This is a genomic window from Arthrobacter sp. TJ-236 (assembly GCF_058269235.1).
On the sequence record NZ_JBZCNI010000001.1, the window covers coordinates 646,568 to 659,276 of the forward strand.

Genomic DNA, 12,709 nt, shown 5'->3' on the forward strand with positions numbered 1-12,709 from the left:
CGTTGTGTTGCCGGTGTCCGTCCCCGCGCCTGTACCGACCTGTGGCTCCATGCTGTCCGTCGTGCTGGTGTTCATCTCACTGCTCCTGTTCATCCGTTCATCCGTTGTGTCGTCATGTGCGCCTTCGCTGGAGCGAGCCGCCGGGAACAATGTCCTGCCCGGCAGGTGGAGACCCTGTTCCGTGGATCCGAAAGTCCGCCGGGAGGTCTCACCCCTTCCCGCGTCGCCATCCGTCCTCGGTGCGCACGGCAAGGCCCTGGATCTCGAGACGCGCCAAGCCCCGGATCACGTCCTGACCGGACAAGCCTGCGACTCTCGCGAGCTTGTCGACTGTCGTGGACGCCCGAACCGGGAGCCCGTCCAACAGCAGCAGGTCCGGGATGCTGAGTCCGTCGTGCTGCCTGCGGTACGACGCCTCCTCCTTGGCGCGATCACCCGACTCCTCGTTCCCGATAGGGCCGGCCAGTTCGGCCACATCGGCGGCATCGGTGACGCAGACTGCTGTGCCGTCCCTCAGCAACCGGTGGCAGCCCGCTGAATTGGCCGACGTCACCGGACCGGGAACCGCTCCGACCGGTCTACCCAGGCCTGCGGCGTGGTGCGCCGTATTGAGTGCCCCTGAGCGCCATCGCGCTTCCACGACGACGGTGACCGCGCTCATCGCGGCGATGATCCGATTGCGCTGAAGGAACCGCCACCGCGTCGGGGAACTGCCGGGCGGGACCTCCGAGATCAGGAGCCCCTGCTCGGCGATGACACGCAGCATGTCCTCGTTCCCGGCCGGGTAGTACCGATCGACACCGCAGGCGAGGACGGCGATGGTCGCGTGCGGGTCCTCGCGGTCCGTGTCGGGCGCCGGGCCCGAACCTGCGGAAGGTGGCGGGACGATGTCGGCCCCGTCGGAGTGCAGCGGGCGCGGGGCGCCGTCGGCACCGCTCCGGTGTTCACCGCCACCTCGGGTCGCGAGAGCTGCACGGTGCGCCTGCGCATCGATGCCGTAGGCACCGCCTGACACGATGACGAAACCGCGCATCGTCAGCCCCGACGCCAGATCGGCCGTGACGGCCGAACCGTACGAGGTGCTGTCCCGCGAACCGACGATCGCCGCGAGTCGGCGCGACGACGGCACGGCGCCCTCGCCCCGGACCCACAGACACAGGGGCGCCGCGGCCTGCAGCTCATCGAGCGCCGCCGGCCACTCGTGGGACTCCGGGACGACGAGGCGCCCACCGAGACGATCGAGGGTGGCGAGGTCGCGCTCCGGCGCCAGGTCGGGCAGACGGGGCGCCCAGCGGAGCATCCCCTCTCCGAGGAGGTCCTTCCGGCCGTAGTCGGCGCCGAGGGCCTCGCACACGAGCCGCGACTCCTGCGCGCCGGTTCTCACCTGCCCGCTCGCCAGCCGCAGGGCGTCCTGTGGACCCATGAGCGCGACGAGGGCCATACCGACGGCGTCGGAGGGCTCGAAGAGTCGTGAGAGCGCCGCCCGTGCGATCCGTACCTTCCCGGTGTCGCTCATGCCGCACGCTCCTGCAGGCGGAAGCTCAGGGCCGTGGTGACGTCATCCGTTCCGGGGCGCTCCCGACCGGCGAGATCGGCGATGGTCCATGCAACCCGCAGGACACGGTCCCAGCCGCGGGCGCTGACGAGGTTCCGTTCCAGGGCGCGGTCGAGCGATGCGGTCACCGATCTGGGGAGCGCGAGTTCGCCGCGCAGCACGCGACCCTGCACCTCGGCATTGGTGGAGTGATGCCAGCGGCCCAACCTCTCGTGCTGGGCGCCACGGGCAGCCGCTACACGGGCGGCGACGACCGCGGACCGTTCGGAGGTCGCTCCGCCGAGGTAGTCGGCGAGGCCCACACGCTGCACGGCGAGCTGGAGGTCGACGCGGTCGAGGAGCGGACCGGACAGGCGATTGAAGTAGCGTCGACGCTGCTGCGCGGTGCAGACACACTCGATCCCCTTCCCGCTGGCCAGGCCGCACGGACAAGGGTTCAGCGCGAGCACGAGCTGGAAGCGTGCCGGATAGGACGCCGTACCCGACGCCCTGTGCAGCACGAGCCGACCGCTCTCCAGCGGCTCACGCAAGGCCTCGAGCACGCGCCGCTCGTACTCGGGGGCCTCATCGAGGAAGAGGATGCCGCGGTGCGCCCGTGATGCAGCACCCGGCCTCGGAATGCCGCTTCCTCCACCGATGATCGACGCCGGGGTCGCGGTGTGGTGGGGGCTCTCGAACGGGGGCCGCCGCACCAACTCGGTGCAGTACCCCGTGCCGCTCAGGCTGTGGACCGCCGTGACCTCCATGGCGTGGTCGTCCGTGAGGTCGGGCAGGATCCCGGGCAAGCGCTCGGCGAGCATCGTCTTCCCGGCGCCGGGCGGTCCGACCATGAGGAGATGGTGGGCGCCGGCTGCCGCAACCTCCAGCGCGAACCGTGCCTCGTGCTGGCCCGCGATGTCCGATAGATCCAGGACCGGCGCAACGGACGGATCAATCGCACGGGACTCCTCCCGCACGTCCGGGTCGGGAAGGCGGACCTGCGACGCGTCCGCTCCGTAGGCCAGAGCGACCTCCGCGAGCGTGCGGAAAGCACGCACGTCGGCGGCGGGGACGAGAGCGGCTTCCGCAGCGTTCTCCTCCGCCACCACGATGCTCGTATGACCGGCGTCCACCGCCGCCATGACCGCGGGGAGTACACCATGGACGGGGCGCAGTTGCCCGTCCAGCCCGAGCTCCGCGATGAAGACCGCACTGCCGCAGCCTCGGACGTCCCCCGACGCGGCGAGGGCCGACATCACGATGGCGAGGTCGAAGGACGATCCTCGCTTCGGGAGGGAGGCGGGAATGAGGTTGACCGTGATCTTGCGTCGGCTCAGCGGCACGCCTGCGTTCCGCGCGGCTGCCCGGATGCGATCCTTCGCCTCGTTCAGCGATGCGTCCGGCAGGCCGAGCAGGACGAAGGCGGGCAGGGTCTGTCCGATGTCGGCTTCGACCTCCACGACGTGGCCGTTCATGCCGACGAGCGAGACGGCGTACGTACGCCCGAGCGCCATCAGATCACGGCCCGTACGTGTTCGACACGCGGTGCACTCCGGCCATCGTCCAGCACGCCGACGGCATCGATCCGGAACCCGCTGAAGCGAAGGTTGTGCGCCTTCGCCCACTTCGAGGCGAGCACGTAGAGCCGCTCCAGCTTGCCCGCGCTGATCGCCTCCAGGGGCTGCCCGAAGTCGTCCGAGCTCCTGGTCTTCACCTCGACGATCACGAGGGTGGAGCCCTCGACGGCCACGAGGTCGATCTCGCCCGACGGACACCGCCAGTTCCGGTCGACGATTCTCAGACCGGCCTGCTCGAGATACCGAGCTGCCGTCGCTTCACCGCGACGTCCCAATTGATCTTTCGCCAGCATGGCGTCACCTCCTCCCCCAGCCTCGGGGAAGGGCGTGATGATGCCGGTGGATTATCGCGCTATGTGGACAACCGGAGGCGCAGTCCTTGCTTCCGTTCTCCGCTCCACAGCACGGCCGGCACGGGCGTCACCGACTCAGGGGACGGCCCTTGGCAGCACCGGACCGGTGCCCCGGCATCAGGTACCCAGCGGGCCGTCCTTCGGCAGAGCCATGTCGTCGGACTTGGTGAGCTCCTCGACGTTGACGTCCTTGAACGTGATGACGCGGACGTTCTTCACGAAGCGGGCGGACCGGTAGACGTCCCAGACCCAGGCATCCTGCAGCGTCAGGTCGAAGTAGACCTCGCCGTCGGCGGATCGCGCCTGGAGGTCCACGGTGTTGGCGAGGTAGAAGCGCCGCTCGGTCTCCACCACATAGCTGAACAGGCCCACGACGTCGCGGTACTCGCGGTACAGCTGCAACTCCATGTCGGTCTCGTAGTTCTCAAGATCTTCGGCACTCATCGGCTCATCATCCTCCACTTTCCGCGTGTGACAGTTCTGGCCGCTTCAGGCTCCCCAGGCGCCAGGTCCTTCGATGGTGCTCGCTCGGCCCCACGACGTCGATCGCAGCCCGGTGGGCGCTCGTCGCATAGCCCTTGTTGACCTCCCAGCCGAAGGCGGGGTGGTGCTCCGCGAGGGACACCATCAACGCATCGCGTTCGACCTTGGCGAGCACGCTGGCGGCCGCGACGCTCAGGCACGTGAGATCGGCCTTGATCCTCGTCTGAACGGACGCTGTGCACCCGATCGTCTCTACGGGCGCTGTACGCCCGTCGTGGAGGCCGAAGAGCAGGTCCCCGGAACGCTTCGACAGCCAGTCGTGGTTGCCGTCGAGGATGACGACGTCGGGTGTCACCGACTGCAGTACCGCTTGCCAGGCCCGGGCCCCGGCGGTCCGCAGCGCGGCCATCAGCCCCCATGCGTCGATCTCGGCGGGCGAGGCGTGTCCTACCGCCGACGCCAGCGACCAGGCCCTGATCCGCGGGACCAGCGCCTCCCGGGCCGCGGCGGAGAGCAGCTTGCTGTCGCGGACCCCGCGCAGCGGCCGGACCGCTGCGAGATCGAGCACGACCACTCCCACGGACACCGGGCCCGCCAGCGCACCGCGCCCCACCTCGTCACACCCGGCGACGTACCGATGGCCCGCGTCGGAGAAGGATCGTTCGAGGGCGAGCGTCGGCGCCTTCGACCCCCGGGTGCCGCGTGCGGTCATGGTCCCGCTGGCGTGGAGCGGCCGATGGGACGCGCGTCGGGTACCCCCGCGAAGACCTCCGGATAATTGCCCAGGAAACCAATGCGGTCGAGCGGCCAGGCGATGACGGCTGCCTTCCCCTCGATGTCCTCGATGTCGACGAAGCCCTCGCCGGGCTTGTCCCTGTTGGCCCGGGAGTCCGCGGACGCGTTGCGGTGATCGCCCATGACCCAGACCGAGTCCTCGGGGACGATGACGTCGAACGGGACGTCGGAGGGGTTGGCGCCCGGGAAGAGGTAGGGCTCGTCCAACGGTTCGCCGTTCACGGTGATCCGCCCGTCGGCGTCGCAGCAGATGACGTGGTCGCCCGGCAGCCCGATGACCCGCTTCACGAGGTGCTGCTGGGACTCGTCGGGTGCGAGTCCGATGAAGATCAGGGCTTCCTTGACGAACCCGACGCTCTGCTCCACCTGCGGGGGCAGCCATCCGTCCGCGTCGCGGAACACCACGACGTCGCCCCGCTGCAGGTCGAACGGCTGCGGGACCAGCTGGTTGACGAAGATGCGGTCGTCGATCTCGAGGGTCTCCTCCATGGAGCCCGAGGGGATGAAGAAGGCGCGGAACAGGAAGGTCTTGATGAGGAACGAGAGCACGAGCGCGATCACGACGATGGTCGCGACCTCCTTCAGCCACGCGCCGAAGCCGCGGTCGGCGTTCTTCGCGTCCTGCGTGGCGTCGCCCGGATGGTCCGCCGTCCCGTCACCACTCGTGGTCGAATCTGCGGCCCGTGCGTCGGTCGCCGCTGCTCCCGAGGACGACTTCCTGCGGAAGCTCCGTGCCATGCGTTGAATTCCTCTGTCGTCGATGATCGGCCGGATCGGTCGCGATTCGAGCAGCGACTGCGTCACCGGCCGTTCCCTGGCTGTCGTCAGGTGTGTGGCTCGTCGATCGGCGCGAGCCGGTCCAGTGGCCAGAGTAGCTGAAAGGCACGCCCGATGATGCGGTCCTCGGCGATGAGGCCGCCGCCCGGAGCTCCCAGGAGCGCCCGTGAGTCCCTCGACTCCGACCGGTGGTCGCCCATCAGCCACAGCCGGCCCTCGGGCACCACCACGTCGAAGGCGACGTCGCTCGGGGTGTCCCCCGCGAACACGTACGGTTCCTCGGACGGCGCTCCGTTCACCTCGAGCCGGCCGTCCTCCGAGCAGCACACCACACGGTCACCCCCGACGCCGATCACCCGCTTCACGTACACGGTGTCACTGCCGGTCACCCCGAGCCACTGCCCGATCCCACCGAGGACACGTTCGGGAACACCCCGCGGATCGGTGATCGGGTCGAGTGACCCGCGACCATCGAACACCACGACGTCACCACGCTCGACATCCCCTTCACCGACCCGCTTGTCCACCAGGACGCGATCGCCCCGGGTGAGCAGAGGTTCCATCGATGCGGAGGGTATGAAGTACACATCCACCAGGAACGCCCGCACCAGCCCGGTGACGAGCGCCGCGACGACGACGGCGGATAAGACGAAACGCCAGCCCACGAAGCGGGGCCGGCGTTCCGGTTGCTCTCCGGCCGGGGGCCGGGAAGCGGAGTTGCGGTGCACGTCCAGAGAGTTACTTGACCGTCTTCGGGTCGCGCTTCTCCTTGATCTTGGCGGCCTTGCCGCGCAGTTCGCGCATGTAGTACAACTTGGCACGACGGACGTCGCCTCGCGAGACGACCTCGATCTTGTCGAGGACGGGGCTGTGGACGGGGAACGTACGCTCCACGCCGACACCGAAGCTCACCTTGCGGACGGTGAAGGTCTCGCGGATGCCGTCGCCCTGGCGCCCGAGCACGAAGCCCTTGAAGATCTGAACACGGGTGTTCTTGCCCTCGATGATGTTCACGTGAACGTTGACGGTGTCGCCGGCGCGGAAGTCCGGGACGTTGTCCCGGAAGGACGCTGCGTCGACTGAGTCGAGAATGTGCATGTCATGCTCCTGGTGGACGCCACAGGTCACCCACGTCGGTCGCGGCGGCCAGGGACCGGACACTGGGTCCGGGCCATGCTGCCGAAGAAGGTTTCCGGCCGTTCCGGTGATCCGGGTGCCGGTGTGCTGAACTGTTGACCTCACGCCCCCTGTGGCAGGGTGCGGCCCAGTGGACACGAGGCACCATTCTTCCACAACGAAGCGGTCCCGCCCTAATGCGGTGGTCGCGTCAACCGGCCGTCGACGACGTCGAACCCCGCGTCGCGGAGCGCACGCACGTCCGCTGCACCGAGGGCGCCGGTGTCGATGTCCGCCAGGAGGTCGGGACGGCGGGACGCCGTGCGCCGGAACTGCTCCATCCGTCGCCACTGGGCGATCCGGGAGTGGTTGCCGCTGAGGAGCACCTCCGGGACATCGTGACCGCGCCACGAGGACGGTTTGGTGTAGACGGGGTACTCGAGGAGTCCGTCGGCGTGGGACTCCTCCACGAGCGACTCCGGATTGCCGACGACGCCGGGGATCAGCCGGCCCACCGCCTCCACCATCGCGAGGACCGCGACTTCCCCGCCGTTGAGGACGTAGTCGCCCAGCGAGACGGCCCGGACGTCGAAGGAGCCGCGCGCCCAGTCGATGGCGCGCTCGTCGATGCCCTCGTATCGGCCGCAGGCGAAGACGAGGTGATCGAGTCCGGCGAGCTCGTGAGCCATCGCCTGGTCGAAGACCGCGCCCGCGGGCGACGGGACGATGAGAGTCGGCCGGGAGGTGTCACCAGCAGCGCCGGCGGCGCCCGCCCCAGCGGGCTCTGCAGGATGCGCGACGTCGGCGAGCACGGCTTCGAGTGCCTGCGCCCATGGCTCGGGCTTCATGACCATGCCTGCACCGCCGCCGTACGGGGTGTCGTCGACAGTGCGGTGGCGATCCGTCGTGAAGGACCTGAGGTCGTGGACGCGCACGTCGAGGACGCCGTCCTGGCGGGCCTTGCCGATCAGCGACAGATCGAGTGCGGCCAGGTACTCCGGGAAGATGGAGACGACGTCGATGCGCACTAGTCGCGGGCCCGTCCGGCGTCGGGTTCGGCAGCGGGTTCGGCAGCGGGTTCGGCAGCGGGTTCGGCAGGGCGCGCTGCGTCGGGCGCGGCCGCTGAAGTATCGGAGGTCTCAGGAGTCCCGCCGAGGTCGTCGCCGTCGTCGGGTGCCTGGTTCGAGCCCGGGGTGTTCAGGTCGAACAGCCCGGCGGGCGGTGCGATAGAGATGAAGCCCTCCTCGATGTTCACCTCGGGCACGATGTGGCCGACGAAGGGCACGAACGCCTCATGGCCGTCGGCGAGCTCGACGACCAGGAGATCCTGCACCGCCATGGTGCGCAGCGCGGTCACCGTTCCCACCGAGACGCCGTCGACGCGCGCGTCGAGTCCCACGAGTTCGTGCTCGTACCAGGCGTCGTCCTCGTCGTCCTCGCCACCGGTGGTGTCGATGAACAGCTGAGCGCCGCGCAGGGTCTCGGCCTGGTTCCGGTCCGCGACCTGCTCGAACCCGACGATGAGGATGTCCTTGTTCCAGCGGGCCCTCGCGACGGTCAGTTCCGTGACGGCGGCACCCTCGACCCGGAAGACCTCACCGGCGTCGAAGCGATCCTCGGGGGCATCGGTGAAGAGCTGGACCGTCACCTCACCCTTGATGCCGTGGGGTTTGCCGATCCTGGCGACGAGTACGTCCATGCTGGTGCTCCTGCTGGGGTTGGAATGGCCCTTCACGCACTCGGCCCCACCTCCAGGTACTGGCGGTGGGGCCGACGGCGGTCGAACGTATCGGTGGTGCGGGTGGTCAGCTGCGGCGACGGTCCGTGTCGACCACGTCGACGCGCACTGGCTCGCCTGCTGCGAGAGCGGCGACGACGGTGCGCAGGGCGCGAGCCGTGCGGCCCTGACGGCCGATCACCCGGCCGAGGTCCTCCTGGTGGACGCGCACTTCGAGCGTCTCACCGCGGCGGTTGTTCTTCGCGGACACCCGGACGTCGTCGGGGTTGTCCACGATGCCGCGGACGAGATGCTCGAGTGCGTCGGCCAGCATGTTACTCGGCCTCGGTGGCTTCCGCGGCGGCGTCGTCGGTCTTCTTCGCCTTCGGGGTGATGGCCTCGGGGACGATCACCGAGCCCTTCTCGGGGGCGACGAAGGTCTCCTTGGCAGCCTTGGTGCGCAGCGTGCCTTCCTGACCCTTCAGTCCCTTGAACTTCTGCCAGTCACCGGTGATCTTCAGCAGCACGGAGACCTGCTCGGTCGGCTGTGCGCCGACGCCGAGCCAGTACTGCGCGCGATCCGACTTGATCTCGATGAACGAGGGCTCCTCGGTGGGGTTGTACTTGCCGATCTCTTCGAGGGCACGGCCGTCACGCTTGGAGCGCGCATCCATGACGACGACACGGTAGAACGGTGCGCGGATCTTGCCCATGCGCTTGAGGCGAATCTTTACGGCCACTTGTGTGGTCACTCCTTGTACATGAAAAGGGGGCGAACCCGTCATCCTGCTCCCGTGGGGCGGGCCATTCATAGGGGTTCTCGAGGACACGAAGCGCACACGGAGAGAGGGGCCGTACGGCTCGAGTACCTGACCATTGTGCCAGACCCGCGTCGCTTTAGGCGATTCGGGCCGAATCCCCCCGGACCGCGACGCGCAGGCTGTTCCGCCAGGGGTCCTCGAAGCGCAGTTCCTCCCCCGTGTGCAGGCTCGGGATGCCGGCCGTTGAGAGGCGGTCGGCCAGCGCCGCGACGTCGTCGGACGCCGGGACACGGAGGAGCACCTCCCCCAGACCGAGGGTGTCGCGCCGGGGGCCCGCACCCCTGCTGTTCCAGACGTTCATCGCCATGTGGTGGTGGTACCCGCCGGCGGAGACGAAGAGCGCCTGGTCGTGCCATCCCGCGGTCCGTTCGAAGCCGAGCACGTCCACGTAGAAGCGGTGCGCGGTCGGGACGTCGCCGACCTGCAGGTGCACGTGCCCGACGCCGGCGTTCCGCATCGCGGCCTGCGTGACGGCGTCCTCGGTCAGGTGCCTTTCGAGGTACTCGCGCGGTGCGAGCGGAAGGCTGTCCATCACCACCGTCCGCTCGCCGCGTCCGTCCTGTGTCCAGCTCCAGGTGTCCCGAGGGCGGTCGACGTACAACTCGATCCCGTTCCCCTCCGGATCCGTGAAGTAGAACGCTTCGCTCACGAGGTGGTCGGCACTACCGACGTAGGCACTCCGCGGGTGGCGCGCGGCGGAGGCGACGGCGGCCGCGAGGTCCGCGCGGTCCTCGAAGAGGAGCGCGGTGTGGAAGAGACCCGCCTGGCCGGGTGCCGGGAGGCGCAGGTGGCCAGCATGCTCGAGGCGGAGGACCGCGTTCGCGCCGCGGCCGAGGACGACGGCATCCGGGCCGTCGACGAGCACGGCGAGCCCGAGGGCCGTTCGGTAGTAGGCGGACATCCCGTCGAGGTCGCCGACCCGGAGGGTCAGCGTTCCCATGGCGGTGTCGTCGGGCAGCAGGTCCGGCATCGGTCACTCCTTGTCATGGCAGCAACGGCATAACTACTTGAAGCTTCAAGTTATTCCGCCGGATGTACGCCGGGCTCTCAGTCCTGGGTCGGAAGGGCGACCCGAACGCGGCTACCTGCCGGTAGCCCCGTGGACCGTAGTCACCTGCTCGCGACCGGACCTGCCCGCAGGGCGTCGCGGATGATCGCCGCGCCCTCATCCGTGTCGTGAGGACGGTGACCACCGGGAGCGGAACGGTGCACGGCTCCGGTGGTGACGAGGTACTGCGCCACCTCCTCGTAGAGAGGTTCCCAGCCCCCCGTGAGGACGACGGTCGGGACGCCCGGCACGATGGTGAGCGGTGCGTCCCACGGCGGGCGCTGAAGCCGCAGGCGCGCGGCGTTCCGCCGTTCGTCAGCGGTCACGGGCATCCGCGCGGCGGCATCGAACGCCTGCCGCACGAAGGCCCGGAGGTAGTCGGCGTCGGACATCTCCTGCCGTGTGTCGAGGAGCGGACCCATGCGCGCGATGTGCGCCGAGGTGGCCGGGAGATCCGCCGTGAGGGAGAAGCAGGCCGGTTCCACGAGGGTCAGGCTCCGGACGAGTTCCGGGTGCTCGACGGCGGCCATCATCGCGGCGACCGCACCCTGCGAGTGGGCGACGACGTGACCTCCCGCGCCGAGGGCCTCGATCACGATCTCCTGGTCGCGGGCGTAATCCGTCGCGAGCGGCTCCTCCTCCGTCGAGAACCCGTGACGGCGCACGTACAGGCAGTCGTACTCGCGGGAGAGGCCGTGCTGCCGTGGCCACGCCGCCGCTCCGAAGCCGCCGGCGCCGTGGACGAAGACGACGCGTTCGGGCGTCATGATGACGCGGATCCCGCCGGTGGGCGCACGCGCCTACTTCCCGAGGAACTTCTCGAAGCCCTTGGGCAGGTTCATCGCCGACGGGTCGAAGTCCTGCTGGCCTCCGAACGCCGCACCGGTGGGGGCCGCCGTGCGGGCCGCTGCGCGCCTCGCCTCGGCTTCCTTCGCCTCGATGGCAGCCTTCGCGGGGTTGCCCGAGCGCGGCTTCTTCTTGCCCTTCGCCGCGACGGCCTTCGACTTGCGGGGTCCACCGAAGCCTCCGGGGCCGGCCATGCCGGGCATCCCCGGGATGCCGCCACCGGACGCCATCTTCTTCATCATCTTCTGCGCCTGCGTGAAGCGCTCGAGCAATCCGTTCACCTCGGACACGTGCACGCCGGAGCCTCGCGCGATGCGGGCGCGGCGCGAACCGTTGATGATCTTCGGCGCGAGCCTCTCGTGCGGGGTCATGGAGCGCACGATCGCCTCGACGCGGTCGATCTCACGCTCGTCGAAGTTCTCCAGTTGCTCCCGCATGCCGGCGGCGCCGGGCATCATCATGAGCATCTTCTTCATGGAGCCCATGTTGCGGATCTGCTGCATCTGCGCGAGGAAGTCCTCGAGCGTGAAGTCCTCCTGGTCGGCGAACTTCTTCGCCATGCGGGCGGCTTCGTCCTTGTCCCAGGACTGCTCCGCCTGCTCGATCAGACTGAGGATGTCGCCCATATCAAGGATGCGCGACGCCATGCGGTCCGGGTGGAAGAGCTCGAAGTCCTTCAGGCCCTCACCGGTCGAGGCGAACATGACCGGCTTGCCGGTGACCGAGGCGACCGAGAGCGCCGCACCGCCGCGCGCGTCGCCGTCGAGCTTGGTGAGGACGACGCCGGTGAAGTCCACGCCCTCGTTGAAGGCGAGGGCCGTGTTGACGGCGTCCTGGCCGATCATGGCGTCGATGACGAAGAGGACCTCGTCGGGATCGATCGCCGCGCGGATGTCCGCGGCCTGCTGCATGAGTTCTGCGTCAACGCCGAGCCGGCCAGCGGTGTCGACGATGACGACGTCGTGCAGGCGGGCGCGCGCCTCGGCGACACCCTGGCGTGCGACGGCCACGGGATCACCGGTGGCGGTCTCGAACTCGGAGCTCACCCCGGGGTGCGGCGCGTACACCGGGACGCCGGCCCGTTCACCGTTGACCTGGAGCTGGCGGACCGCATTGGGGCGCTGGAGGTCGCACGCGACCAGCAGCGGGCTGTGGCCCTGGCCCTTGAGCCAGAGGGACAGCTTGCCCGCGAGCGTCGTCTTTCCGGCGCCCTGTAGGCCCGCGAGCATGATGACCGTGGGCGGGTTCTTGGCGAGGCGGATGCGCCGCGTCTCGCCGCCGAGGATCCCGACGAGTTCCTCGTTGACGATCTTGACGATCTGCTGGCCGGGGTTGAGGGCCTGCGAGACCTCGAGGCCCAGTGCGCGCTCCTTGACCGCGGCGGTAAAGGCGCGGACCACGGGGACGGCGACGTCGGCGTCGAGCAGTGCGCGGCGGATCTCGCGCACCGTGGCGTCGATGTCCGCCTCGGTGAGCCGCCCCTTCCCGCGGAGGTTCTTGAAGGTCGCGGTCAGCCGGTCGGAGAGTGAATTGAACACGTGCCGTGAACCACTTTCATCGGGGAGCATTGATGACTCAACTCCCAAGGGTATCAAGCGGGATGAGCCCGACGGCGAGCACGGCGCCGGTTCGATCCCCGCCG

The 12,709-nt window shown here is 69.1% G+C and carries 15 protein-coding genes; all 15 read right to left on the reverse strand.

Features of this window, described 5'->3' with window-relative positions:
- Positions 1-208 precede the first annotated feature (208 nt).
- Positions 209-1,516 (reverse strand): DNA-processing protein DprA, encoded by a 1,308-nt coding sequence (locus AC4D16_RS03030; RefSeq protein ID WP_490949010.1) that lies wholly within the window; start codon positions 1,514-1,516, stop codon positions 209-211.
- Positions 1,513-3,048, reverse strand: coding sequence for a YifB family Mg chelatase-like AAA ATPase (locus tag AC4D16_RS03035; RefSeq protein ID WP_490953916.1), 1,536 nt, complete (start codon positions 3,046-3,048; stop codon positions 1,513-1,515). The genes AC4D16_RS03030 and AC4D16_RS03035 overlap by 4 nt, the downstream gene beginning before the upstream one ends.
- On the reverse strand, positions 3,048-3,404 hold the full coding sequence (locus AC4D16_RS03040; protein WP_490949008.1) for a YraN family protein: 357 nt from the start codon (positions 3,402-3,404) through the stop codon (positions 3,048-3,050). The genes AC4D16_RS03035 and AC4D16_RS03040 overlap by 1 nt, the downstream gene beginning before the upstream one ends.
- A 177-nt stretch (positions 3,405-3,581) precedes the next feature.
- Positions 3,582-3,908, reverse strand: a complete 327-nt coding sequence (locus AC4D16_RS03045; RefSeq protein WP_490949007.1) for a DUF2469 domain-containing protein — start codon at positions 3,906-3,908, stop codon at positions 3,582-3,584.
- 7 nt (positions 3,909-3,915) lie between these two features.
- Positions 3,916-4,659, reverse strand: coding sequence for a ribonuclease HII (rnhB, locus tag AC4D16_RS03050; RefSeq protein WP_490953917.1), 744 nt, complete (start codon positions 4,657-4,659; stop codon positions 3,916-3,918).
- Positions 4,656-5,480, reverse strand: a complete 825-nt coding sequence (gene lepB, locus AC4D16_RS03055; RefSeq protein WP_490953918.1) for a signal peptidase I — start codon at positions 5,478-5,480, stop codon at positions 4,656-4,658. Before lepB (AC4D16_RS03055) ends, rnhB begins: the two co-directional genes overlap by 4 nt.
- An 86-nt stretch (positions 5,481-5,566) precedes the next feature.
- Entirely contained in the window at positions 5,567-6,253 is a 687-nt protein-coding gene (gene lepB / locus AC4D16_RS03060) for a signal peptidase I (protein ID WP_490954661.1), read from the reverse strand.
- A 4-nt stretch (positions 6,254-6,257) separates the two neighbouring features.
- Positions 6,258-6,617 (reverse strand): 50S ribosomal protein L19, encoded by a 360-nt coding sequence (gene rplS / locus AC4D16_RS03065; protein WP_490949003.1) that lies wholly within the window; start codon positions 6,615-6,617, stop codon positions 6,258-6,260.
- 212 nt (positions 6,618-6,829) lie between these two features.
- Complete coding sequence (gene trmD / locus AC4D16_RS03070; RefSeq protein ID WP_490953919.1) at positions 6,830-7,663, reverse strand: tRNA (guanosine(37)-N1)-methyltransferase TrmD; 834 nt, start codon at positions 7,661-7,663, stop codon at positions 6,830-6,832.
- Positions 7,663-8,334, reverse strand: coding sequence for a ribosome maturation factor RimM (gene rimM / locus AC4D16_RS03075; RefSeq protein WP_490953920.1), 672 nt, complete (start codon positions 8,332-8,334; stop codon positions 7,663-7,665). The genes trmD and rimM overlap by 1 nt, the downstream gene beginning before the upstream one ends.
- Positions 8,335-8,440: 106 nt before the next feature.
- Positions 8,441-8,686 carry an RNA-binding protein gene (locus AC4D16_RS03080; protein WP_490949000.1) on the reverse strand — a complete coding sequence of 82 codons (246 nt, stop codon included), beginning with the start codon at positions 8,684-8,686 and terminating at the stop codon, positions 8,441-8,443.
- A gap of 1 nt (position 8,687) precedes the next feature.
- Positions 8,688-9,092, reverse strand: a complete 405-nt coding sequence (rpsP, locus tag AC4D16_RS03085; RefSeq protein ID WP_490948999.1) for a 30S ribosomal protein S16 — start codon at positions 9,090-9,092, stop codon at positions 8,688-8,690.
- A gap of 157 nt (positions 9,093-9,249) precedes the next feature.
- A complete protein-coding gene (locus AC4D16_RS03090) occupies positions 9,250-10,143 on the reverse strand; it encodes a VOC family protein (RefSeq protein WP_490953921.1) in 894 nt (297 codons plus the stop codon).
- Between the two features lie 140 nt (positions 10,144-10,283).
- Complete coding sequence (locus AC4D16_RS03095) at positions 10,284-10,988, reverse strand: alpha/beta fold hydrolase (RefSeq protein WP_490953922.1); 705 nt, start codon at positions 10,986-10,988, stop codon at positions 10,284-10,286.
- Between the two features lie 33 nt (positions 10,989-11,021).
- The gene (gene ffh / locus AC4D16_RS03100; RefSeq protein WP_490953923.1) at positions 11,022-12,605 is read right to left on the reverse strand and encodes a signal recognition particle protein; all 1,584 of its coding nucleotides are present in this window, start codon (positions 12,603-12,605) and stop codon (positions 11,022-11,024) included.
- Positions 12,606-12,709: the final 104 nt, after the last annotated feature.

Bases quoted from the DNA above. Each gene is read 5' to 3' on its own strand.
- AC4D16_RS03090 (WP_490953921.1), bottom strand. From the start codon at position 10,143: ATGCCGGACCTGCTGCCCGACGACACCGCCATGGGAACGCTGACCCTC.
- AC4D16_RS03035 (WP_490953916.1), bottom strand. From the start codon at position 3,048: ATGGCGCTCGGGCGTACGTACGCCGTCTCGCTCGTCGGCATGAACGGC.
- AC4D16_RS03095 (WP_490953922.1), bottom strand. From the start codon at position 10,988: ATGACGCCCGAACGCGTCGTCTTCGTCCACGGCGCCGGCGGCTTCGGA.
- rplS (WP_490949003.1), bottom strand. From the start codon at position 6,617: ATGCACATTCTCGACTCAGTCGACGCAGCGTCCTTCCGGGACAACGTC.
- AC4D16_RS03040 (WP_490949008.1), bottom strand. From the start codon at position 3,404: ATGCTGGCGAAAGATCAATTGGGACGTCGCGGTGAAGCGACGGCAGCT.
- AC4D16_RS03030 (WP_490949010.1), bottom strand. From the start codon at position 1,516: ATGAGCGACACCGGGAAGGTACGGATCGCACGGGCGGCGCTCTCACGA.
- AC4D16_RS03045 (WP_490949007.1), bottom strand. From the start codon at position 3,908: ATGAGTGCCGAAGATCTTGAGAACTACGAGACCGACATGGAGTTGCAG.
- AC4D16_RS03080 (WP_490949000.1), bottom strand. From the start codon at position 8,686: ATGCTGGCCGACGCACTCGAGCATCTCGTCCGCGGCATCGTGGACAAC.
- rimM (WP_490953920.1), bottom strand. From the start codon at position 8,334: ATGGACGTACTCGTCGCCAGGATCGGCAAACCCCACGGCATCAAGGGT.
- lepB (WP_490953918.1), bottom strand. From the start codon at position 5,480: ATGGCACGGAGCTTCCGCAGGAAGTCGTCCTCGGGAGCAGCGGCGACC.
- rnhB (WP_490953917.1), bottom strand. From the start codon at position 4,659: ATGACCGCACGCGGCACCCGGGGGTCGAAGGCGCCGACGCTCGCCCTC.